This window comes from Sphingomonas sp. BL-S-28, assembly GCF_055521515.1.
Genome location: NZ_CM145483.1, coordinates 1,053,252 through 1,076,781, shown reverse-complemented (window position 1 = coordinate 1,076,781; position 23,530 = coordinate 1,053,252). Strand labels below are relative to the sequence as shown.

18 protein-coding genes are annotated in these 23,530 nt (G+C 58.4%); 8 read left to right on the top strand and 10 right to left on the bottom strand.

The genetic code is table 11. The features are described 5' to 3' along the window. Positions 1–172: 172 nt before the first annotated feature. A complete protein-coding gene (locus ACZ1JC_RS04630; protein WP_465139086.1) occupies positions 173–1,738 on the bottom strand; it encodes a glycosyl hydrolase family 79 N-terminal domain-containing protein in 1,566 nt (521 codons plus the stop codon). Between the two features lie 187 nt (positions 1,739–1,925). On the opposite strand from ACZ1JC_RS04630, the gene ACZ1JC_RS04625 reads away from it, so the two are divergent. Further along, the gene (locus ACZ1JC_RS04625) at positions 1,926–2,621 is read left to right on the top strand and encodes a TetR/AcrR family transcriptional regulator (protein ID WP_465139087.1); all 696 of its coding nucleotides are present in this window, start codon (positions 1,926–1,928) and stop codon (positions 2,619–2,621) included. 38 nt (positions 2,622–2,659) lie between these two features. Here ACZ1JC_RS04625 and ACZ1JC_RS04620 read toward each other — a convergent pair whose 3' ends face one another. From ACZ1JC_RS04620 to ACZ1JC_RS04605, 4 genes are all read right to left on the bottom strand, one after another. Continuing rightward, positions 2,660–4,585, bottom strand: a complete 1,926-nt coding sequence (locus tag ACZ1JC_RS04620) for a sulfatase family protein (protein ID WP_465139088.1) — start codon at positions 4,583–4,585, stop codon at positions 2,660–2,662. Positions 4,586–4,883: 298 nt separating this feature from the next. Continuing rightward, entirely contained in the window at positions 4,884–6,260 is a 1,377-nt protein-coding gene (locus ACZ1JC_RS04615) for a sulfatase family protein (protein ID WP_465139089.1), read from the bottom strand. A 26-nt stretch (positions 6,261–6,286) separates the two neighbouring features. After that, entirely contained in the window at positions 6,287–8,695 is a 2,409-nt protein-coding gene (locus ACZ1JC_RS04610) for a TonB-dependent receptor (protein WP_465139090.1), read from the bottom strand. A 243-nt stretch (positions 8,696–8,938) separates the two neighbouring features. Then, positions 8,939–10,132 carry an ROK family protein gene (locus tag ACZ1JC_RS04605; RefSeq protein ID WP_465139091.1) on the bottom strand — a complete coding sequence of 398 codons (1,194 nt, stop codon included), beginning with the start codon at positions 10,130–10,132 and terminating at the stop codon, positions 8,939–8,941. Positions 10,133–10,225: 93 nt separating this feature from the next. Between ACZ1JC_RS04605 and ACZ1JC_RS04600 the strand changes: the two genes are divergently transcribed. Further along, complete coding sequence (locus ACZ1JC_RS04600) at positions 10,226–10,408, top strand: antitoxin Xre/MbcA/ParS toxin-binding domain-containing protein (RefSeq protein ID WP_465139092.1); 183 nt, start codon at positions 10,226–10,228, stop codon at positions 10,406–10,408. 100 nt (positions 10,409–10,508) lie between these two features. Here the strand turns inward: ACZ1JC_RS04600 and ACZ1JC_RS04595 are convergent, their stop codons facing one another. Then, the gene (locus tag ACZ1JC_RS04595; RefSeq protein WP_465139093.1) at positions 10,509–11,573 is read right to left on the bottom strand and encodes an SDR family oxidoreductase; all 1,065 of its coding nucleotides are present in this window, start codon (positions 11,571–11,573) and stop codon (positions 10,509–10,511) included. Positions 11,574–11,673: 100 nt separating this feature from the next. Between ACZ1JC_RS04595 and ACZ1JC_RS04590 the strand changes: the two genes are divergently transcribed. From ACZ1JC_RS04590 to ACZ1JC_RS04575, 4 genes are all read left to right on the top strand, one after another. Next, positions 11,674–12,072, top strand: a complete 399-nt coding sequence (locus tag ACZ1JC_RS04590; protein WP_465139094.1) for a winged helix-turn-helix transcriptional regulator — start codon at positions 11,674–11,676, stop codon at positions 12,070–12,072. A gap of 250 nt (positions 12,073–12,322) precedes the next feature. Next, on the top strand, positions 12,323–13,288 hold the full coding sequence (locus tag ACZ1JC_RS04585; RefSeq protein WP_465139095.1) for an alpha/beta hydrolase: 966 nt from the start codon (positions 12,323–12,325) through the stop codon (positions 13,286–13,288). A gap of 291 nt (positions 13,289–13,579) precedes the next feature. Then, complete coding sequence (locus ACZ1JC_RS04580) at positions 13,580–15,847, top strand: TonB-dependent receptor (RefSeq protein ID WP_465139096.1); 2,268 nt, start codon at positions 13,580–13,582, stop codon at positions 15,845–15,847. 136 nt (positions 15,848–15,983) lie between these two features. Then, the gene (locus ACZ1JC_RS04575) at positions 15,984–16,901 is read left to right on the top strand and encodes an SDR family NAD(P)-dependent oxidoreductase (RefSeq protein WP_465139097.1); all 918 of its coding nucleotides are present in this window, start codon (positions 15,984–15,986) and stop codon (positions 16,899–16,901) included. Between the two features lie 104 nt (positions 16,902–17,005). Here the strand turns inward: ACZ1JC_RS04575 and ACZ1JC_RS04570 are convergent, their stop codons facing one another. Both ACZ1JC_RS04570 and ACZ1JC_RS04565 read right to left on the bottom strand, forming a co-directional pair. After that, a complete protein-coding gene (locus ACZ1JC_RS04570; protein WP_465139098.1) occupies positions 17,006–17,755 on the bottom strand; it encodes an SDR family NAD(P)-dependent oxidoreductase in 750 nt (249 codons plus the stop codon). 146 nt (positions 17,756–17,901) lie between these two features. Continuing rightward, positions 17,902–19,077 carry an FAS1-like dehydratase domain-containing protein gene (locus tag ACZ1JC_RS04565; RefSeq protein ID WP_465139099.1) on the bottom strand — a complete coding sequence of 392 codons (1,176 nt, stop codon included), beginning with the start codon at positions 19,075–19,077 and terminating at the stop codon, positions 17,902–17,904. 198 nt (positions 19,078–19,275) lie between these two features. On the opposite strand from ACZ1JC_RS04565, the gene ACZ1JC_RS04560 reads away from it, so the two are divergent. Next, positions 19,276–20,148: a LysR family transcriptional regulator gene (locus tag ACZ1JC_RS04560; protein WP_465139100.1), complete on the top strand. Its 873-nt coding sequence runs from the start codon at positions 19,276–19,278 to the stop codon at positions 20,146–20,148. A gap of 75 nt (positions 20,149–20,223) precedes the next feature. Here the strand turns inward: ACZ1JC_RS04560 and ACZ1JC_RS04555 are convergent, their stop codons facing one another. Together ACZ1JC_RS04555 and ACZ1JC_RS04550 are read right to left on the bottom strand one after the other, a co-directional pair. Further along, positions 20,224–21,069 (bottom strand): sterol desaturase family protein, encoded by an 846-nt coding sequence (locus ACZ1JC_RS04555; RefSeq protein WP_465139101.1) that lies wholly within the window; start codon positions 21,067–21,069, stop codon positions 20,224–20,226. A gap of 333 nt (positions 21,070–21,402) precedes the next feature. After that, complete coding sequence (locus ACZ1JC_RS04550) at positions 21,403–22,179, bottom strand: LysR family transcriptional regulator (protein ID WP_465139102.1); 777 nt, start codon at positions 22,177–22,179, stop codon at positions 21,403–21,405. A 355-nt stretch (positions 22,180–22,534) separates the two neighbouring features. Between ACZ1JC_RS04550 and ACZ1JC_RS04545 the strand changes: the two genes are divergently transcribed. Continuing rightward, positions 22,535–23,350: a helix-turn-helix domain-containing protein gene (locus tag ACZ1JC_RS04545; RefSeq protein WP_465139103.1), complete on the top strand. Its 816-nt coding sequence runs from the start codon at positions 22,535–22,537 to the stop codon at positions 23,348–23,350. Positions 23,351–23,530: the final 180 nt, after the last annotated feature.

Here is a 23,530-nt window from a genome sequence, read left to right as displayed (position 1 = left end):
ACGGCGAAGTCTGGTGCCGCGGTACGCGGTTCGCGCGCGGCTTGGTGTGCCTTCGCCGGTAAGGGCGGGCAAAAGATGAGGGTTATCGCCAACATTGCGGTTACCGTCGCAGTTGTGCGTGGCACCCGGCGATTGCGAATGGGGAGCATCGGCATGTGATCCACCCCAGGCACTAACGACAAGCCGGATTTCGGGCATCCGGGATTTGCAGGAAGGAGATGCTCGTTGCTGGCAGCGTTGCCGATCCCCTGCTTAGGCCCAGAGGGCGTAGCGACGGAAGGCTGTCTTCACTGCCAAGTTCGAGCGCCTTGCCATTCAGGAGGACCGACTTCGATTGTAGTTCGGGTGCGGTCAGCGTGTAGATTTGGCTCCCCTTCGAGACCTGTAGCGTTTCCCCGGCACTGCTCGCGTTGATTGCCACCAGGGTCACGCCGCCTTTGCTTTGAGCCGAGCAATGAGCGTAGACGTGCAGACCCGGTTTCTGTTGGTCGCCAGCGTCGAGGACAGTCGATCCGACGAGCCGATTCCACAACAAAGCGGCCCAATAATTCGGGCGGGGTGCAAACGTTTCGGGTTCGAGCAGGCCGTAGTTGCCGCCCACAAGTGTCTGGTGGAACACCACATCTGCCCCGAGTTTCGCCAGTCGCCCCAACTGGTCGACATAGCGGAAGCTGTCCACGAACGTGCTGCTCCAAGGAGCCCCGCTGCAAGCGGCTCCAGCGGTCTCGGTATTCCAGATCGGCGCTCCAGGCGCGAAGCGGTCTCGCAACGCCTTGTGCTCAAGGAACGACTTCTCCGTTCGCGCGAACCATGCGTCCGTCATGGAAAGTTCCGGGGTTGTGCTCACCGGGGTGTCAGCAGGGGCGCACCTTGGCGCCACCGCCGGATAGAAGTGGTAGGATATGACGTCGAACTTGGGAGTTGGCGTACCCGACATGAGCGCGCTGGCCGTAATGTTGCCGGGAAGTGGCAGATTGGCGACATTCACGTCGCCCGGCCCCACAATCTTCATCTTCGGCAGCGTTTTAGCGACAAAGGCGTGGAACGCGACCTGATCGCGAGCAAACCAGCTTCCATCGTAGCCTTTGGGGGCGCCGCCGTAGTTGGGCAGATTAGGCTCATTTACGAGTTCGGCGGCGTCAATTTCTCCACCGAGGCTGTGCGTGTAATCAGCCAACGGCTGCGCAAGCAGTGGAGTCCAGGTGCCTTGGGCATCCCTGACAGCCGAATTGATCGTGAACGACATGAGCAGCTTGGCGTCGACAGCCTTGGCAAAGTCGATCACGCCCTTCCATTGCTGGCGGGTCAGGACGGTGTTGTAGCCGGTAGGGGGAGGGGACGCGGGCTTGTCGTCGTTCTGGAAAAACACCGAGTTCGCCGAGGTGCCGCTCGTTCGCAGATATGCTGGGCCAAGGCCGGCTGCGAGGGCACGCAAGCGGTGATTGTACAAATTGAGCGGTTCTTCGAGTTTGACGCCGCTCATCACGGTATTCACGCGCTCGTCGCTATGGTCCGCGTCTGAACTGCCCTTGGGTGCCGCCTTTGCGGGCTGGCTCGACATTCCCGTGATGGCAATCAGGTCAAGGTTGTAGGATTGGTAGCGCCGGTCGACCTCACCGATCTTCTGCATTTTAGCCGCGTTCAGGGGTGCCTGTTGGGCTGCAAGATTGGCAGGACAAACTGCGACCGCCGCGATGCAAGTCGTCAGAACCACCGGTTTGCGGAGCGACATCCCCATTAAACTCTCCCTGCATTTGTATCGCCACATCCGCTCATCGCGGATGGCTCGCTGCTCTCGTCAGCATTGTTCTTGAAGGCTGATAATCTGAACGACAGGGCTCATCGTCAATTAAATATACCGTCGGTATGATTCCATCGCCACGGCGCTTGCTTGACACTGATGATCGGTCCAGTGATCGAGGAGAATGGAAAACAGTCCGCAATTAGAGCTCGAAATGAAACCGAAGGATCCCGAGAATGGCCGTTTGGCGGGAGCAAGCCGTTCTCGTGGCCGTCCTTCACGTGCCGAGGCTGCGGCCATCGACAAACGGGTTCTCGATGTCGCTAGAAGTAGCTTTTTGGCCGACGGAATTTCGGCGACGACTATGGACGCGATCGCCGCAAAGGCCGGTGTAACAAAGGCCACGCTGTACCAACGCTACGATGACAAGGCTGCGCTTCTGCGTGCCGTGATGCATGACCGTGTAGCGGCATGGTCAGCGATATCTGATGCCCGGCCACAACCTCGCGGGGATACACTTCGGGAACGCCTGCAGCATTATGCGCGCTCCTTGACGCGCTGGAGGCGAGATCCGGAAGTCAAAGCTTTCGGCGACTTGATCCGAGAAGCTTGGGGCAATACCCGCGCGGTGGCTGAGGAAATCCAGTCGATCCGCTACAATCGGATGGTGGATGTGATCCAGAGCGACATCGAAAAATTCGGTGCTCTCGACGGCATGAACGTTTTGAATTCGCGCTTGGCATCCGAGATGTTCCTAGGACTCATCGGCGGAGTACATAGCTATCTCGCCGATCGTGATGATCTGGAATTGGAAGGCGAAACGGCCGAGCACCTTGAGCGGGCCGTGGACGTATTTTTGGCAGGGAAGAGCATCTGGTAGAAGGCCGCAGACAGCAGCGTCTGCGGTGGCAGCCGGGGTTAGAGCGTTGGCGGCGGAAACTTTACCGCGGGCCACTTGCCGAACACGGGACTATCGGGCTTGTAGGTACCATCTAGTACGGCCACCAGATAACGGCTCGCGATCCCGATATAGTCGTCAACTCCGCCTGCGCTTGGCGGCGGCGGCGTGGTAGCCGCCCGGCGCAGTGAGGGCAGCGCCGTGCGAGCGGGGGAGCCTATCAGCGTTAGTGCGTCGAGTGCCTGGAGCCGGACCGGCACAGTTTCATCGCTGTCGAAAATCTGGGTCAGCAGCGACACACCGGCTTCGGCCTCGCCGACTTCAGCGACCGCATGCGCAGCAGCTATCCTCGCATGGACACATGCGTCGGCGTTAGCCATTTTCGTAAGGCCGCTAAGGGCTTGGCCAGCGTATTTTGCGAGGCCCCGTAACCCGGTAGCGCTCCAGTAGCGAACCAGCGGGTTCTTGTCGTTCAAATTGGCCATGAATTCAGCAAGGTTGGCAGAGTCGCGCTTGGCGCTGCGCTCTGCCAAGCGCATCAGCTTTTCTAGCGGATAGACAGATCGGTTCCGGCTCTCGAAGTAACCTTCTCCGGGCGCCCCCTCGGGGATGAAGCCATTATCATTGATCTCCAGCATATGCCGATCGAGCGCGCGCCGCATTTTGGCGATCCGTGATTGGTGTTTTGGATCATCAATCAGATTGCTGAGCTCATCCCGATCCGTGTGAAGGTCATAGAATTCCTCGAACGGTCGAACTTGGAAGAAGCTGTCCTGGGCCGTATTAAGCCGTCCCTCTCGGTGCTCCAACTCCCATGACTGGTAGCTTTTCATGAGCCAGGCGAAGGCCTCGTTGATGCCCGAAGGACGATCCGGATTGTAGTTCCTAATCAATCTGAACCTGCCGTCGCAGACTGTGCGGACAAAGTCGTACCGTTCATCCATGCGGTTACGACTTCCAAACGCGAATTCTTCAGGTTTCCCCTTGAAGGGGCCCAACAACGCGCGGCCCGGCATGTGGGGGGCTTTGGGCTGACCAATCAATGACAAGAGAGTAGGGACAAGGTCGATGTAGCTCACCGGCGTGAAAATTTCACTGCCGGGAGGGGCCGGAGCCAAGTGCTGCCATTTGGGAGGGACGTAAACAATAAGGGCTGTACGGAAGCCCTCATCGTAGGCAAAATGCTTGCTACGCGGTGCGATACCTCCGTTATCCGAATAATAGAAGACGATTGTATCGTCGGCTACGCCCTGCTGTTCAATCTGGGCGAGCCTGTCCCCGCAGTTCTTGTCCATGATCTCGATGCGATTGTAGTAACTTGCAATATCGCCCCGAACTTCCGGCGTGTCTGGCAGATAGCCAGGAACTCTTACGTCTTCGGGCTTTACGCGGCCAGGGGTCGTATAAAAGACCTGCGATTCGTGGGTCGTGAAGTCATTATACACCGCCATGAAAGGCTTTCCGGAAGGACGATTGTACCATTGCGCCTTGCGACTGGACTCATTCCAAATCCGCTTCGCATCGACGTCACAATTGTAATCTTCCTTCCAGTTATTGACGCAGTAGTAGCCTGCATCTCGAAGGAACTGCGGATAGGTTTTGAGTTGCTCCGGCAAATGCGCGTTTGCCCTCATGTGCTGGGCTGGCGAGCAACTTTCCGCATATGCTCCGGTAAGAATGCCGAAGCGTGAAGTCGCGCATACGGGACCGTTGGAAAACGCATTTCGATAAACGACGCCCTTCTTTGCGAGGGCATCGAGATTCGGAGTGTGGGCTAACGTGTCGCCGTAAGCGCCGAGGAATGGATTGTTGTCCTCGCTCACAAGCCACAGGATATTGGGCAAATGCTGCGTGCCTGCCGCCGCGGAGCGTTCAATCCCGGCGAACAAACCGGCAATCAGGGCACCTGACGCTGCGACTACCGCACGCCTTCTGGTTATTTCCATCGCAATTCTCCTCCTCTGGCAAACCAAAGTCGCTTCGCTCAATTAGCGCCCATGTGAGAAACGGGCCGGGCAGCACGACAAATGAGGGGAAAACCGTCACTTTTGGCTGCCCGGCAAGGTAGTCAGCGGGCTTGCGGTTCGCACAAGCAAAGGAGGGAGGTCCTTGCTGATAGAACTACGAGTAGTACATTTAATTCCGCTGTCAATGCGGCGTCGAGCCTACATCTTCGATGTTCGCTTCCATCGCCGAGGCGCTTGGAATAGTGGCGAAACAAAACATAGGCTCGAAGCAAATCTATTAGTCCTGTTGACGCGACGTCCCCACGCGCGCGGGCCCGCTAAACGAGGGCATACCTCGTTTGAGCGGACCAAAGGTAGAGCGCGCCTCGGCCAGTCTATTACGCATCTCTGCCAAGACCTCGGGGTAGCGCTGGTGTACGCTGTAGTTCTCTCTGGGATCGGCGACGACGTCGTAAAGCTGGGGGTATTTGCGATCGATTGGCAAGATGTGGCCGTGGTAGTCGGCATGGGAAATGCATTTCCAACGCTGCGTTCTTATGCCGGTCACTTCTTCATCGTCGAATAGGAACAGAGCGTCGTGCGGGGATGGTTCGCCACGCTTTAGGAGGCCGCTGATATCCTTGCCGTCTAGAACGACCGAGGCCGGATTCGCCGATCCTGCCATTGCGCAGAAGGTGGGTAAGAAATCGATGCCCATTGCGATGGAATTGGTGCGGCGGCCAGATGGTACGGTCCCCGGCTGCCAGGCGATGCATGGCACGCGATAGCCGCCGTCATAACCTGCACCACCCTTGCGGTCGCGCAGCACGCCAGAGGAGCCTTCGAAGAACGGGCCGTTATCCGACGTGAAGATGACGAGAGTGTCCTTCTCCAGCCCTAACTCGCGCAATTTTGCCAAGAGTCTGCCGACGATGCCGTCGATCTCCTCAACCACCTCGCCGTATGCACTCGCCATTTTGGGATCGCGGTACTTGGCGTTTGGATAGTTTTCAATGTGCGGCGCGCTGAGGGCGAGTTCGACGAAGAATGGGCGGTCTTTGTTCGTTTCGACGAACTTGATGGCCTCATTGTAAAATCGCTGCTGCAACTCACTGAGGTCTGCAGGCTCGAAAACCGGCGGCACATCCGGGCTCGTATCAGTGATAAGCGATAGCGGCGCCATGTCGTGGCTATATGGAATGCCAAAGAAATAATCGAAACCGTGGCGGTTCGGCTGCCAGTCCGGTCCTTGGTGGCCCAGATGCCACTTTCCAAAGAGACCAGAAATGTAGCCCGCGGGCTTCAGAGCCTGCGGGATGGTAACCTCGCTGGTGGGAAGAATACGCTTGTCGTTCTCCATGATCACACCCCACGCCAGGCCGCTGCGGATCGGGTAGCGGCCCGTCAGCAGACCGGCACGCGAGGGGGTGCAGAGATTTTGCGGCGCATAATAGTCGGTGAGGACCAAGCCTTCTCGCGCCATCCGATTGAGATTGGGAGTGGGTATAGTCTTGCCACCCGTTGGCTGGATGTCCCCGTAACCAAGATCATCGCACAAGATGACGATGAAATTCGGTTTGCGAGCAGTCCGCGCCGACAACAGGTTCGGCCTAATCATAGCGGACAGGGCGGTCGAGCCGAGCAGTCCAAGCATAATCCTACGATTGACCAACATATCCATCTCCCAATTTGTTTAGCGGATCACCAACTGAAGCCCACAGTCCCGCCGAAGTATCGGTCGGCATTCTTCGGCCGGAAGGCGTAGACATCAATCAATGCAGGGGTGAGCGGGTTCAGCGCGGTAGGCGACACACCCGTGTAATAGTTTGTGTCGAAAAGGTTTTTGACAAAAGCTGCGGCGCTCCAACCCTTCTTGCCTTGCCGAACTCCGACGGAGAGATCGACGAGCGCGACGGCATCGGTCCGCTGCAGCGGGTCCTGTTCCAAGGCGAATTGCTGACCGCTCTGGAATGTCAGGTCGAGTTGGGCGAAGCCGATCAGGTTATCATCAAACGCTCGCTCGTAGCCCGGCGAGACATTGATCCGCCATTCCGGGGATGCCGGCAGCGTCCCACCGCGCACATCCTGCACCGGTCCGCTCGTCAACAGTGCGCCAGCAGCGTTGCGATACTGGTAACGATAGCAGCTGTTGATGGGGCGGGCCGCGCCAAAGGCGATCGTCGGCGCCGTGGCCTGGAACTGTGAGGGGCAATTCAGCCCATCGATATCAAAGTTCGCTTTCGTGTAAGCCAGGCTGGCATTGACCGAGAACTCGCGACTGGGCCGTAAAGTCGCTTCGATTTCAAAGCCCTCGGATTGCGAGGATCCGGCGTTGGTCGGCACAAAGGCGATGACACCGCTGACGGCGTCCGATCGGTTTGTCTGCACTTGGAGGTTGGTATAGTCAGCCAGATAGACGGCTGCGGCAAAACTTAAGGTTCCGTCCGATGTTTGCCCTTTGAAACCGACTTCCCATGCGTCAACGTGTTCCGGGCGCACCGGCGCCTGGCTGGCGAAATTTGTTCCAATGTCGGTGTAAAGGCCGAGCCCCTTGTAACCACGGGTATAGGTTGCGTAGAGCTGAGCGTCATGGCTGAATTTATACTGCAAGCCCGCTTTGCCGCTGAACCCCGTGTTCCTGAACGATTGACCTGCCCAATCGCTAGGCACCCCACCGAAGTAGCTATCGCCTGCGACGATCGGACCTAGGGTTTGCCCATAGACTGAGAGAGTTTCTCGCTGGACGCGAGCTCCCCCGATGACGCTGAGATTACCGACAACCTTAAGCTCTGCCTGCCCGAAGCCGGCTATGCTCTTGTTCGAGAGTTCGGAGAAGCTGGCAAGCGATTGGAAAGCTGGAGCCGGGCAGGGCTGTCCGAATGTGCCAGTGGAGCAAACCGCTCGGCGCCGCGCGAAATAGCGGTCGACCGAGAGATCGTTGTAGTAGACACCAAAGACGTAGGTCAGACGATTGCCTTGTCCATTGGACGCGAGGCGCAGCTCCTGGCTGAAGTTATGAAGATCGGTCGTACCGAAATTCAGGCTCATTTGCGCGGTGGCGAACGGGCTTATATAGATCGGCTTCTCGTAGCCCATGTTGTCTACCTCCAGGTTTTGGGTGAGGTGGTAGATTTGATAAGCGGATATCGATGTGACGGTGGAACCACCGAGATCCCAGTCAGCTTTGAGCGAGTACGTTTGCTGGGTGCTGTCAGCCAAGGTGAGGTCGTTATTCCAGACCTGCCTGTTGTCGGGGCCGATTGAGACGGGGCCGGCCACCTGTGGCCGCAGCGGATTGTTCGCTTGAACTAGGACCGGCTGGCAACAATTTGCGTCAGATTTTCGGTAATCGGCCGAAAGCAACAACGTCAAAGTGCTGGTTGGGCTCCATTCCACCTTGCCCCGGACGCCCCAATTGCGCTCGCTGTTGGCATCGTGCCCGGTGAGAACGTTATCGAGATTGCCACCGACGTCGTTGTAGTAGCCAGAGAGGCGCACGCCTAAATTGTCTGTGATTGGCCCCGAGACGGTTCCGGAAAGCCGATATTCGCCCATTTCCGCCACAGTAGCCGATACCTGTCCCTCGAACTCTTTCGAGGGCGCGCGGGTGATGATGCTGATGACGCCGGCAGTGGCGTTCTTGCCGAACAGGGTGCCTTGGGGCCCTCTCAAGACTTCGATGCGCTCGATATCTGCAAAATCTGAAAAATTTTGCGCCTGCCGAGCACTTACTACCCCATCCATTACCAGGGAGACGGCCGGCTCTGTACCGAGGCCAAATAGTGACGTACCGACGCCACGAATACGAAAGCTGCTGGCGACCGGATTGGCGGCCTGCTGAAAGGTCAGCGATGGTACCGCGAGCGTCAGCGCTCTTGTATCGTTGATTTGCCTGGCTGCGAGTTGATCGCCTGACAGCGTGGCAACCGCAAGGGGGACGTCCAGCAGGCGCTCGCTGCGCTTTTGCGCTGTCACAACGATATCAGGGTTGGCCATTGGGAGCTCTGTTTGTTTCGCGCGCGCAGGTGCGCTGAGCATGGCAAGCGCGATCACCGAAGACGCGGCGAGAGCAGTGTTGTTTTTGAGATTTCGGTTGGCTGCAGGCAACATTGCGACTGATTTTCCCCTGACCGCATACAGAGCGCAATTCGGTGCCCGCCGGTGGAGGCGAGTAGATCGATGCGGTCTGAAGCTGAATGCAGAGTGGCGTTGTCGCCTCCGTCCGCTGCGTTTGAAGACGAATTACGCACCGCGTGCGTGGGTATTCACCCACGTATGCGATGTGCTCACTTCCTAAACGGGAGCATTTAGTGAGGTCAACTCACAAAATAGCTTTGAGGGGCTATAGTTGAGCTATCGGAGCGTTCCGCGCTCGCGATAAATATGCTCCAAGGCCAAGGCTGCCGTACCCTTCCAGTAGTCGCTCTGGGATAGGAGTCGAAACTCAATCCTCGTTCGCTTTAATATCGGCGACAAGCACTCACGTTCTACCGCCTTCATTACAGATTGGCTGAACAATCGTGGGATTTCCGGCATGCTGCTGGTGATGATGACGCGGCCGGGGTCGTGCTCATTGATATGGCTTGCGACCGCAACCCCAAGAATTTCTCCGGCAGAGCGAAACGCCGCGCCTGCGTCCTCGACACCCGCAATGGCTTCCGCACAAACCTGCCTGAGCGCTCCTGCCCGCTCCGAAGGCGGGGGAGAAGGCAGTCCTCGCTCTTCAAATAGCGCCGTCACGATCCCGTTGCCTCCGACATAAGTCGTCAAGCACCCTGAGCCACCACAACTGCAGGTCCGTCCGCCCGCAAACGCGACTTTGACGTGGCCGAATTCGACACTCATTCCGTTGTGCCCGGTCTGGAGCAGTCCATTGCGATAGCGCGCCGCGTTGATTCCCAGGTCGAGCAGCGAAATGGCGGTGAAAGTGTCCAGATCACTGTCATGCCCGAACCAATGTTCAGCCCGTGCAATGGTCGCCGTCCGGCTATCTATCGTAACTGCTATGCCGAACCGATCTTCAATCATCTGCCTAAGGGGAATGGCCCCCTTATCCTGAAAGGCTGGCAACCAGTGGACGATCCCTTTCCGATGGTCGACCAAGGCAGGTAGGCCGATTCCGATGCAGCTAATGGATTGTCGGCGTACGGAGGTGCTCTGCAGAGCTTCCTCGAGAGCCTCGCTTATCCTGGCGGGTAACGTTTCCAACCCATTGAGGCCGCCAAGATCGATACTGTGAGATGAAACGGGTGTACCCTTCAGATCGACGATATCGACTGGTGTCGGCCCATCGAGGACGGGGAATAGGCTTAGGGCAAAGCCGGCCTGGGCGTTGATTTGCAGCGCCGTTTTGGGACGGCCCCTGCCCAGCGCGACGGTGCGATCTTCGATTACCAGGCCTCTATCGATCAGGTCACTGACCAAACCTGTAACCGACGTTTTAGTGATTTCGAGCGCGGCTGCGAGTTCGGCACGGGACATGCTCTCGGATCGGCGAATGAGCTTGAGGGCGCGGAGCTTGTTATGATCTGGATCGAAGTAGGCCATGATCTATCAAGCATAGTGGATACTAAGCACAGCTCCATAGGGGAGATTGGCCACCTCACGGGCTTTGCAGAGCTGCTTTCGTAGTTTGAAACGATGGTCGAGGAGACGGGAAATCCCGAGGGCTTCGACGCAAGGGCTTGCCTCCTCGATTGGTTTGATCGGCCTGTCCCGGCCCTAGACGGTTTGCCTGTCACGCTCCTTCGCACTGAGGAAGGGCGTAAGCTCGTGTCGAAGTTGCTTTTACAGACCAGGCTTACGCGTAAACGCTGGTTATGATGAGACGCCACCACGCCCGGTCTCGATCAAAATCCCGGCATGGCTATTAGCGCCAGGGGACGCGAGGCTAGCAGGCCTTACGCCCCCCTGCGGCCGGCCGCTATGGGACCAACCGATCGGCTTTCAGTCGCTCGAAGAGCCGGAAGAAAGCATCGTCAGTTGGCTGATATGCCGTAAAGCCCAATCGCCGGCTCTTCGACATGTCGGTGACCACCTCAATCGGTCGACCAAGATCGGCATCGGTGTGCCATGGTGAGGCTAACCGTCCAATATCCATCTCCGCGAGACGCTCTCGTTCCGCGATGTGGCGCCAAACGGCAGAATCCTGTGCCATCTGCTTTTCCAGCGGAATGATCTTGCCGTCGAATTGTGCAGATTCCAACCCGAACCACGCTGCAATCCGCTCCCACATCCACTTCCAGCGGAAGACGTCGCCGTTGACGACGTTGAACGCATGATTGGCTGCCAAAGGCGTTTCCACGGCCCAAAGCATGTGCCGCGCCAAGTGAGCAGCATCGGTCATGTCAGTAAGGCCCTCCCATTGGGCAGCCGAACCCGGGAAACGGAAAGGTCGCCCCGTTTCACGACATATCGTCGCATAAACCGCCAAGGTGGTTCCCATGTTCATCGCATTGCCGACTGCTTGGCCGATGATGGTGTGCGGACGATGCACGCTCCAAGTGAAGCCATCGCGCTCGGCGGCAGCGAATAGCTCGTCCTCTTGCGCGTAGTAGAAATTGTCGACATCGAGGCGCCCCTGTTCTTCGCGAAACGGAGTCCGCGGGAGAACGCCCTGGCCGTAAGCCTCGAACGGCCCGAGATAATGCTTTAGCCCGGTGACAAGGCAGACATGACGCGGTGCCGCGCAATCAGAGCGTAGTGCCTCGAGCAGGTTACGCACCATAGCCGAGTTTACGCGTATGTTGTCCGCTTCGTTTTCCTGTCGCAGCCAGGTCGTGATGAAGACTACGTCCGGGCGCAGGCCGGCCAGCGCGACCCGGGTTGCCTCGGCATCCTGCAGATCAGTTGGAATGGGCTCGACGCCGGTCTGCTGCACGGGCCGCCGCGCCAAGCCGTGAACTAACCAGCCCTGTTCGACTAGCAGCGCCGCCATCGCACTCCCAACGATTCCGCTCGCGCCCACCACCAGTGCCGTGCTGCCCATACAATCAATCTCCAGTTCGATTACGGCGAATAGCTAGGCAAGCGCAGCCGATCGTACTAGACGGCACCTTTTTGGAACATAGGCACCATAAGGTAACCACGTGGACGCTTCCTTTATCGATGACAGTTGGCGCGAAGACTGCGCACCGCGCCGCGTGCTGGAACTGTTCGCCTCGAAATGGACCAGCATGCTTCTGCACGTTCTTCACGTCCGTCTGGACGGCAAGGCGAGGACCGGCGTGCTGCTCCGCAGTGTGCCTGGGATATCGAAAAAGATGCTTACCCAGACGCTGCGAGAGATGGAGGCGAGCGGCCTGGTTACCCGCCATGTGCAAGGCACTGTTCCACCAGCGGTGGAATACCGTCTCACCTTGCTTGGCAGGCGGTTCGTGGAGCCGATCGAACTGCTCTATGCTTGGGGCTACCAAAATGCAGATGCACTCGATCAACTCGGCAGCCGGCCGAGATCTCGTCGTGCAGGACTTTCGCCCAACAGTTGATGATCGCAATCATCTATCGAATATCGTGGTGGGCGAGGTCTGTGCTGTGTCTACCGAGCTAGCGATAGGCGGACGGCAGACGCAGCATCTCTCCCGAGGGCGAGACTGTTATCGCCATCTCACACCGCTACCTTTGATTGTGCGGTTATAGACCGGGCTTCCTGGCCAGTCGATTTTCCGACTTCATCAATGGTGCCAACTACCGCATTGATGTGGGACAGCCCGATGGGTCAGTTGAAGGAGCAAGGCCATGATGCTGCACGTTCCCGCCCGCGACGTACCCGTACCGACGGGGATTAGCGCCGAAGCGCGCGCTATCCTGACCGCTCCGCCGCGCGTCTTTCCCGATTATCCCAAGGTGACCGATCTCGAGAGCTGGCGGCGGTATGCCAATGCAGTGAACCAAGCAATCATCGGGCCCATGCAGGCGCGCGCCGCACAAGTTGACGCCACATGCATCGACAGTGAGATCGAGGGCGTCCGAGTTTACGATGTCGTGCCCGCCAAGCGGGATCATGCCGACCCGCGCATTTTGCTCGACATTCATGGGGGGGCATACATCATCGGGTTTGGCGAAGCCTGCCGAGCCCAGGCGATCGGGGTAGCAGGGGACCTCAAGATCCGGGTGTGTTCGGTCGATTATCGCTCTCCGCCAGATAACCCCTATCCAGCGCCGCTAGATGATTGTCTTGCGGTCTACCGTTCATTGGTCGAGCGCCATGGCGCCGGCAATATCGTTGTCGGCGGTGCATCGGCGGGTGCCAATTTGTCAGCTGCGCTGATGCACCGCGCGCGCGCTGAAGGTTTGTTGCTTCCGGCGGGGCTGATCCTTCACACGCCGCATCTCGATATGACCAACGGAAGCGATACGCTTTATGCCAATCGCGGGCTAGACGCTGTCCTCACGGGAAACGATCTTAACGCGATCACCACAATCTATGCACCTGGGGGGGACTATAGGAACCCGTATCTCTCGCCGCTGTTCGGGGAACTTGAGGATTTTCCTCCCACCTTTCTGAGTACGGGAACGCGAGACTTATTCCTATCCGATACGGTCCGGATGCACGCTAGGCTGCGTGCAGCGGACGTAGAGGCCGAACTTCACGTCACCGAAGCGGCTTCACACGGGAATTTTCACGGAGCTCCGGAGGAGCATCACATCACGCGGGAAGTGCGTAAATTCATGTCGAGGCTCTGGTCTGACGGGAGCCATTGATGTCGGGAAGGACGGACTTGGGGAGGCAGGTTTGGACGTATTGCCCAATCTACTCGTAAAGCCCGTAGCATCGCGTCGGCGAAGTTCGACGGTAGGTGTCAATTTGTCATGATCGATCAAGATTTAGGCCGAGTGACCGTTTCATCTGAGCGAAACGCCAAAGGCGGATCGCGAGGCGCATAAACGCGTGCAGAAACCCTCGCGCATCGACGGGAGGATTTCATGATTGGTATCACTGCGCGATCAGCTTCGCTTTTGGCGGTCGCTTGCGGGCTAGTGAGCAGCCCCCAGATGGCGCTAGCCCAACAATCAGACAGCGACCCCGGCAGGCCGGTAGCGTCCGAAATTGTGGTCACCGCTCAGCGCCGCTCGGAAGCATCCCGCGATGTGCCGATCAGCGTTACCTCGCTGGCCCCCGAACAGTTGGCGACAGCCAACGTGGAGCGCTTGTCTGACACGGCGAAGATCACTCCTGGCCTGCGGTTCGATACGCAAGGGCCGGCCGTCCAGCCGACCATTCGCGGTGTCGGCACGGCGATTACGACCTCCGGTGGCGGCCCCAACGTCGGCATTTACGTCGACGGGTTCTTCCAGGCCAACACCTACATGTCGGACTTCGACCTGCTCAACGTGCGCAGCATCCAGGTCCTGAAGGGGCCGCAAGGCACGCTGTTTGGCCGCAATACTACGGGCGGCGCGATCATCGTCACCACTGCCGATCCCAGCACCGAGACGAGCGGAGAGGCGAAAATCAGCTATGGTCGTTTCAACGCGCTGAACGCACAGGCTTACGCCACCTTCGGGATCAGCGACCGGGTCGCGATCGATGTCGAGGGGCTCTATCGGCGCGGGGACGGCTACTTCACGGACCTTTCGAACGGCAACGACAACATCGGCAAGTACGAGGACTGGTCGCTTCGTGTCGGTATGAAGGCCGACCTGACCGATGATGTTTCCCTGCTCTTGCGCTGGGTCCACGCGGAGACCAACGATCCCACAACCCAGTTGGTCAACGCCGATGTCGACAAGACCGGTAGTGCCGGCTTCTTCGACAAGGTTTCGGTGGCCGGTCAGGCAATCTATGGAACGTCCAGTTCCAAGGGGCTGCCGCTCGTCTACTTCTACGCGCCTTCGGGCACTTATGCGACCAAGCCGGGCGATGTGCTGCTGAATACGCCAGTGAGCTTCCGGTCGAATTCCGATGCGCTTCAGGCGACGCTGAAGGCTGATCTGGGCTTTGCGGACTTCACCTCGTACACGCAGTATCGCAAGGATCTATCGCCCTATTACGGCGATCTCGATGCCACTGCGATCCCGATGTTCAACATCTATGTGGGCGTGAATGACGAAACCTGGAGCCAGGAATTCCTGGTGAATTCCAAGCCGGGATCGCGGCTGCAATGGACAGCAGGCCTCAACTACTTCCAGATCCGCGACACCTGGGACATTGGTGCCAGCTTCGGCGGATCGCCTTATCTGCCGTTCGGCGGCTCCAGCACGACGACGAAGTCCTACGCGGCCTTCGTCGACGCGACCTATGAGGTGAACGACAAGCTGTTCCTGACGCTGGGCGGCCGTTACAGCCACGATACGGTTGGGGATGCCTTCTTCATTACCAATTTCACCACCACCGGCTACACCGGGCCCAATGGCGAGGTGGTGCCCTGGACAGGCGGCGCCGGCGTCCACATCCCGGTCGCGACGTTGAAGAACGACAGCTTCACGCCCCGCGCGGTGATCCGTTTCAAGCCCAGCGAGGAATCGAGCGTCTATGCCTCGTACACCAAGGGCTACAAGGCGGGCATCCTCAACGTGGGCGGCTATTCGCAGCAACCGGTAAAGCCTGAGAAGATCAACGCCTTCGAAGTGGGCTACAAGTACGACGACCGGGTGTTTTCGGCCGATCTTGCGGGTTTCTATTACGACTACAAAAACCTTCAGGTTTCCAGCTACCAGAACGGCACTGCGCAAATCCGAAATGCCGCCTCTTCGGAAATCTACGGGATCGAGGCGCAGCTGCGCTACAAGGTGAGCAGCGCGTTCTCGCTGCTGGCTGGCGCATCCTGGACGCATGCCCGCTACAAGTCGTTCGCCAACGCGCCCTATTACAGCTACTGCGATCCGGCGGTCATCGATCTCACCAACTCGATGGCCTGTATCCCGACTTCACTGGGCGGTTCCGGACCCGGCGCATTGACGCAGACCTCGACCGATGCCTCGGGCTTCAAGATGCAACGGGCGCCCGAATTCACCGGCAATATCGGGGCGAGTTACGGCCTTGACCTTGGCGGCGGCAAACTCACGCTATCGGGCAACCTCTACTACACTTCCAGCTTCTACTTCGATCCTGCCGAGCAGTTCCGCCAGAAAGGCTACGAAGTCCTTGCGCTGCGGGCGGAGTGGACCGATCCCTCCGATCGCTACACGGTCGCAGTGTTCGGGGATAATGTGACCAATCGCCGCTATCGCTCGCAGGTCCTGTTCAACACGCTGGGCACGGGTTCCGTCTGGAACTCGCCGGTTACTTACGGCATCGAATTGGGCGCGAAGTTCCGATGACAGCACTGTGTCTGGCTGACCAACGGATCGGCGGCGATCGGCTCGAACTAGGTCAAAAGCGCCGGGTGATCGCGACGTTCGTAATGGACCCGCAAGTCGGGACGCGGCCGGGCGGCGACACAACTTGGAGAGCATCATGAGTGAACGTCGTTTCGATGAGCGGGTCGTCGTCATTACCGGCGGCGCGCGCGGGCTCGGCCGCACTTATGCCGAACTGTTCGGCTCGCTCGGCGCAAAGGTCGTCATAAACGACAATGGCAGCGCCTTGTCGGGCAGCGGATCGGACGCCGGACCTGCCGAGGAGGCAGCCCAGGCCCTGCGCGATGCCGGATATGAAACGGTTGCCTCGACCGACAGCGTGGCGACGCCGGAAGGCGGCAAGGCCATCATCGAGGCCGCATTGGATGCTTTCGGCCGGATCGACGTGCTGATCCACAACGCCGGTAACAACCGTTTCGCGATGCTGGACGAGATCAGCTACGAGGACTTCCGCGCGGTGGTGGATGTCCACTTGCTCGGCGCCTTTCACGTCGTTCGCCCGGCGTTTGAACGCATGACCAAGGACGGTTATGGACGCGTCGTTCTGACGGGATCGATTGGCGGGCTCTATTCGATGCCCAGCGTGGTGAATTACGCGGTTTCAAAGTCCGGCATGATTGGCCTCAACAACATCGTCGCGATCGAAGGCGCGGCGCGGGGGGTGAAGTCCAACATCATCCTGCCCGGCGCGGTGACGCGCATGGCCGAGGGCCTCGACATCTCGCGGTACCCGCCAATGGGGCCCGAACTCGTGGCGCCCGTCGTCGGGTGGCTGGCGCATGAGAGCTGCTCGGTTACAGGCGAGATGTACGTCTCGATGGGCGGACGCGTCGCGCGCGCCTTCATCACCGAGACGGAGGGGCTCTACCGGCCGGACTGGAGCATCGATACCGTTGGCGACAATATCGACGCGATCCGTGATAGCGAGCGTTTGTGGACGTTCCATCCGGCAGAGGACGGCTTTTCGGAGCACATGGAAAAGAGCTTCGCGCTTGTTCGCGAGTGTCAGGTTTGAGGATCAGATTTCGCCGATCGCAAACCGACCGGCAGGACCAAATAGGGCCCTCTGATCGATCGGTCTTGTCGCCGAGCAGAAGGCACCAGTCTGGATTCTAGATGTTAGGAGGGGATGCGGCCTCCGTTAACGCCGAGAGTCTGTCCAGTGACATAGCTGCTGGCGTCAAGGCACAGCCACGAACAGGCATTGGCAATGTCTTCAGGCTCTCCGGTGCGGCGCACGGGGATCATGTTGCGCACGGTCTCCAATGGGATCGGGAATTTCTCCTTGTTCGCTTCCGACATCACCGTGTTCATCACTATGCCCGGCGGGATGTTATTGACGGTGATGCCAAGCGGACCGAGTTCAGCCGCGAGAGTACGCGTGAGCGTGATGATCGCCCCCTTTGACGACGAATAGGGCGCCATGCCCGCCGATCCGGTCTGCGCACTGGAGGATGACATGTTGACGATGCGCCCCCAACCGGCATCGATCATGTCCTGCAAGACTACCTGCGTCACGATGAAAGTGCCCTTCACGTTGACCTCGTAGATACGCTCCCAACGCTCGTCGGTGATCTCAAGAAACGGAGTGGTATCCGTTATGCCGGCATTGTTGACGAGGACCGTGATCGGCCCAAATTCGTCACGGATCCGCGCGACGGCGGATGTCACTTGCGCGCGATCGGCAATGCTCGCCTGAACCGCGATCGCCTGGCCGCCCTCAGCGACGATTTCGTCAGCGGTCTTTTGCGCGTCGTCGAAGAGAATATCCAGCACGCCGATCGCCATCCCGTCGCGGGCGAGGCGCTTTGCGCAGGCCTTGCCGATCCCTGATGCCGCTCCGGTTACAAGTGCTGTTTTGCCGGTCATCTCTCTCTCCTCGATGTTGCGCTTTTTTCTTCCCGAGCCGGACGTTGCTTGGCTGATCCAACGTCCAGCTCAGGGGTCTTCATTTCAGGTCCGCCGTCCGGTCACCGAGCCCTGATAGCTCATGGCATCGGCATCAGCGGCTCCCGTCATCGGTTGTCCGGCCGTTTGGGCAAGGCGATCTCTGCAGTGCCTGTCGCCATGGTGACGCCTTTCTGATTTGCCATATGATGCTTCACATGGATGAGGTGTCGGCCACGATCGTCCACGGTCTTGTCGACCACCTCGGCAGTTTGGATCGTCACATCGCCGGAGAGGGCGGGCCCTCGAAAATTGGCAACCGAGTGTACGACCATGCCGTGCTCGCCTGCCCAACCGGACAGGAAGTCAATCACCCAGGCACCCATGGCTCCGCCGTAGCCGTACGCGCGCGGCATGCCGATCTTGCGGGGATATTTGGGGAACAAATGCCCACGCGAGGGCCCGTAGTAGGCACCGTCGGTAATCTCGGGGTTCTCGAGCAACATGTCGGGATCGTTCTCGCATCCCGCCATCTCGGGGGTGAAGCCGAGAGCCACCATGTCGATCTTGCGGACCTGCAGCGCCCCCCAAGTGTTGATGATCCAAGCGCGCCATTCAGTTGAGAAGCTGGCGATGGAATGAGGACCGAACACGCGCTCATCGAGTTGGTCGCCCACCTTCACGTCATCCCACCAGCGCTCTTGATGGCCCAGCTTACGTAGCATCCGGATCCATCCGAGCTTGCGCTCCTCCAGCGCTTCGATTTCGTCGTCAGACCATTCGGGTTCCTCGAATTCGCCTTTGTTGACGTTGTGACCGCCGGCTTCCGCATTGTAGCGAATCGCTGTCGAGCGCTGCTTGGCCAGCAGCTGGCCATGCTGGTTAGTGTAAAAATTGTCGCCGCGCTGGAAACAGGTCGGGCCGGCAAGTTTGGTTTCCTTGACGACGTAATCCAATGGAATGCGCTCATTGTAGACCCAATCTCCGCCAGAAATGCGGAAGTCCTCGAACCACCATTCCTCGCCGCCGAACAGCAAGTGCGAATTAGGGATTCCGCCAACGCAGGCGGGAGATGTGCCCATGCCGTCATCCACTGCACAGGCAAAGCTCTGTGGTGCAACGATCTTGGCCCAGCGCGTGGCCTGCGCATAGGTGGGGTCATAATGGGCTAGGTTGGGATAGTGCATGGCGTGCGCCCAACGACGGATGTCGTTGTTGGCGATCGGTTCGCGCAGGCGCGAGGATGTGATCGCCTTGCCGAGGTACTGGTCGATATCCGAGCAATCGAGAATTGGGGAGCCCATCGTGATGATCCTTGACGTCGTGTGAAGCGGTGCCGCGCCCAAGTTACGCAGCGAGATCGTGCGTTGGGTTCGACACCCGGTTTCCTCTCGACCCGCCGGCCTCGCAAGACAGAGCCGTTCGCGGGTTTGCAGGGCGACTGGATGAGTGACCCAATGCCTGTCCAATGCCGAATTTTCGTATACCTATGCACAATGGTTATGAACGTATCCTCCAACAAACTTCAGCAGGTGATTGCCGTAGCCCGGTGCGGCAGTTTCTCTCGCGCTGCCGACGAGCTGCACATCAGCCAACCTGCGCTAAGTCGCAGCATTTCGACGATCGAGAAGCTTCTGGGCTTTGCGATTTTCACCCGGGTCGGCCACGGCGTTGTCCCCACTGCAGCCGGTGCGCAAGTCATCGCGCTGGCGGAGCCGCTGCTGCAGTCTATGCGGGTTTTTGACAGCAACATGGGGCTGCTCGCCAATGGCCAATCAGGATTTCTGAAGATAGGCCTGCCGCCACTCCTTGCGAGCCAGCTTGCGGCAGACCTCGCCTCGCACTTCTGTGCCGGACCTAACAAAATTGACTTGTGCATCTCTATCCGCAGCGCTCCCGTCCTGTTGGAAGAGCTGAAAGGCGACCAGATCGAGTTCCTGCTTTTTGCAGAGACTCAGCTTGACCCCGGTGATGACGTCGATCGCGTGCCGCTCGGTACGATCTATCCAACTTGCGTGGTAAGGGCAGGGCATCCACTGGCACTAAAAAAGGGAAGCTTATCCAATGAGGATTTGGCAGTTTTTTCGTGGGCCAGTTCTGTCGATCTGCCAGCGATGGGCGATTTACTCAATCCAGTCCGGTTCTTCTGCGACAATTACCACGCTTTACGCGACGCGGTGATGCGAACCGATCTCATATGCATTTGCACCCGAGCGTTTGTCGAAACGGAGCTCGCGCAGGGCAGTCTACAGGAAATCCGCGTTCCCGGATTTCTGCCGAGCGCGTTGACCGTTTATGCAGCGTCACTGAAAGGGCGTATGTTTTCGCCACTTGCCGAACTGGCCATCAAACGCATTACGACACTTCTTGAATAGCACCATGCATTGGAGCGCTGAAGACGCCCGGACATCGGGAGCCGGCCCAATCCGATTTAACCAGGCCTCCACTGTCTATTCGGCAGGGTCCATTTTGCTGCCGCTTCGGGATTTCGTCGCCACAGCCCAACTACCCACGTTGAAAGGCGCAAATGCATCGTCGGCCCAGTGCGGATTGGCCCCCGGAATCCCGTAGCGGAACGGCCTGCCTTTCGGGGTGTAGAGCGTTCCGAACATCCAGTCGTAGATGCTGAGGAAAATCCCATAATTGCGGTAATTGCCGCCATCTTTTCCGTAGCCATGATGAGAGTGATGAATGCCGGGCGAGATGAGGATATGCTCCAATCCGCGAAAGACAGGGCCGGCAAAACGATGGCGGCGAATGATGTCATCCCAGCGGAAGTCGCTGTGCGTGAATATGCCCCAGAAGGAAAACGCAGCGATGGCAAAGCCTGCCGCTTTGGCCTGGCCCACATAGATTGCCAGTGACATCACCCAAGTCAGTCCGGACAGGAAGCCCCAAAAAAGGCTGATTCGAAAATTGAGCATGACGTTGACATATTTTGCGGTGTGATGCGTGCGATGCATTCGCCACATCCAGTCGCGATACCGCTTGCCCTTAGATTCATGCGAAAGCCGATGGACCCAATAGTTTGCAAATTCTGCCAACAGGATGATTGCAAGCAGCGACGGCAGGAACGGCGCTCCGGCCAGTGCTCCTTTTCCGTTCGGCGCGACGGCAGCGATAAGATACGCGACAATCACCGCGGACAGTGGGCGTACTGCCGCACCCACCACAATGCAGATAAAGTTCACCAGATGATCGCTGCGGCTGTACACCTTTTTGTGACGGCCCGTCGCAATCTCTGCGATGAGAATGGCGCCGGTGACGCCCAACACCCAAATGCCCAAATTGCCCATTGTCGCGCTCCTTATTACCCCAAGAGTTGCAGAGGGCATTTGGGCTGTCCAATGCATAACAGGGCCATGTTTGATTTGCTTTTGACATAAGTTCAAGTCGGTCACAGAGGGACGACATTGCCAATCAGGCAACCGAAATTAGAGGTTCCCTCGGCGTGGACATTTGAGCGCAGTCATCTTTCGTAGCGCAGATCAGCACTCCCAAGCTGACCGTATTGGATTTCCAAGCGCTTTATCTGACGCGACAGGCTTTCTTTGAATTTTCGCGCCGCCGGCGACAAAGATCTGCGCTCCAGCGAGTAGAACATCATCCGTAGCCGCGGGCTTTCTGCTTCACCCGAGGTGGGCAATTCCTGCAATTTTCCTGCTTCGAGTTCCGGGATGGAGGCAAACGGAGAGGAAAGCCAGATACCGTCGCATTTGAGGACAAGCCGCGATAACGATTGGTAATCCTCGACGATATGGGGGGGCGCCCCGGAACCAACCCCGGTTATTGGTCACGAGGTCGCTGCTTATTCCCTTGCGATTGGCCAAGAACAGCGGAAATCGACTCGCTGCAGGCGGCGTCTCCAATAAGGGGTGGCCCTGCCTGACGATAAACGCGAGGGGAAAATAGCCGAGCACTTCGCCGCGAATGCGCACATTCTCTGGAATCTGCCCCTCTGCAGCGACTATGAACTCGATCTCATCGGCAATTAGCAGCGGCCAGAGCACCTCCATATTGCGAACCAAGACTTCATTCGCAACGAGCGAACCGCTATCAATTCGCTCGGCCAATACGGACGACAGAAGGGCATGAGCAGGCAGAGGCGCCATACCGACCCTGATATGTCCACCGTCCCCATTGGCCGCCAAACGCGCCTGACGTTCAAAATCATCGAAGTCAGCTACGAGAGCGGTAGCCCGCTCAATGATCGAGCGACCTTGAGTGGTTGGGCGAACGCCGCCGCGGTCACGATCGAAAAGACGTACGCCTAACTTCTGTTCGAGCGCTTGGATTGTTCGGCTAAGCGAGGGCTGGGACATCCCCAAGTCATCTGCTGCTCGGGAGAAATTCAATCGGCGTGCCAGCACGATCAGGCTGCGGAGGCTACGGATGTCGGTGGTCATGCGGAATTGCTATCAAAAAACCTTTTGAAATTCACTGCGCGAACATTTCGCGCCAAACCTGGCGTTCGTCAGGACCCTGCTCAGGAGCGTAAGCGTGCCTGTATGCAAACCCTAACGATGACGGCCGTCCGGGCCTCTTAGGCCCATGGGCATGGGAGCGGCTGGCGATTGGCCCCCACTGACCTCGACCACCGCCGATCGCATCCCTCTACCGTGTCGTCGAGCCCTCAGCGATGTGGGGCTTGCTTTGACTTTGCCTATATACTAACCATCCTTAGTATAAAATGAGATATGCTCGTTTTTTGTATTCTCTCGGGGGCCAAGCGAGCAACCTGATTGTGGAGAGGAAAGACCGATGAATGGATCATCAGTGCCGTCCCATTTGGCGAACAAATCAAAGATCGCCCGCAGAGTGGTCGAGGTCCTCGAATATTTCGATGACACGCACCGGGAGGCGACGGTCATGGACATCGTCCGCCGCTATGACCGCCCCCAATCAAGCACGTCTGAACTCCTGTCATCCTTGGTTGAACTGGGTCTGCTACGCAAGGACCCTGCTGCACGCACCTATCAACCTACACCTCGTGCGGCATTGATCGGCACGTCCGGCCAGCCTGAGTTTGTCCGCGATGGTCGCATTGTGCGACTTATCGACATTCTGGCTTCCAGAACGGGGTTGTCCGTGGCTCTCTCTGCGATGGTTGGACTGGATTGCCAGATCGTACACTGGCGCCACTCACCCTACGCGATGGCTGCCACGCGGGAACTCTCAGGGGGGCAGAAGGATCCTGTCCAGAACAGCGCGGCAGGATGGATGATGCTCTCCACCTTCCCAATGCATCGCCGCGAGGGAATGCTTCGGCGCTTGAACGCAGAGGCACCTGAACACGGCAAGTTTCACGTGGCCGAATTGAACGGCCAGATCAATGAGGCTGGTGACCGCAGGTACGTCATGGGCCCCGTCGGATTTGGGACGAAAGCGTTCGGCTTTTCCGCGCTGGTTCCGCGTCAACCGGCGGGCCGGCCGATGGCGATCAGCCTGATTTGGGGCAAGCACGAACTCGTCAACGAGGCCGAACTACTACGGGCTGTGAGTGAGACCATGCGTGAATGCCTGCCGGACCCCGTCCCACTCGAAGCGTCCGAATTTCCTCAGTCATTGGATCAGTAAAGCGCGATCTAACAGTAATGTCGATTTCACCGGACCCATTGGTTTTTGTGCTGGCGCGTATCTCAGCCCGAGGAGATTGACCGCCGCGCGGTCAGGCTGAAAGACCCGACCGCGCGTACCGCCGTGCGCTCTACTTGACCAGCGAGGATATTGGCTTGCCTGCAGATGATATGACGCAAG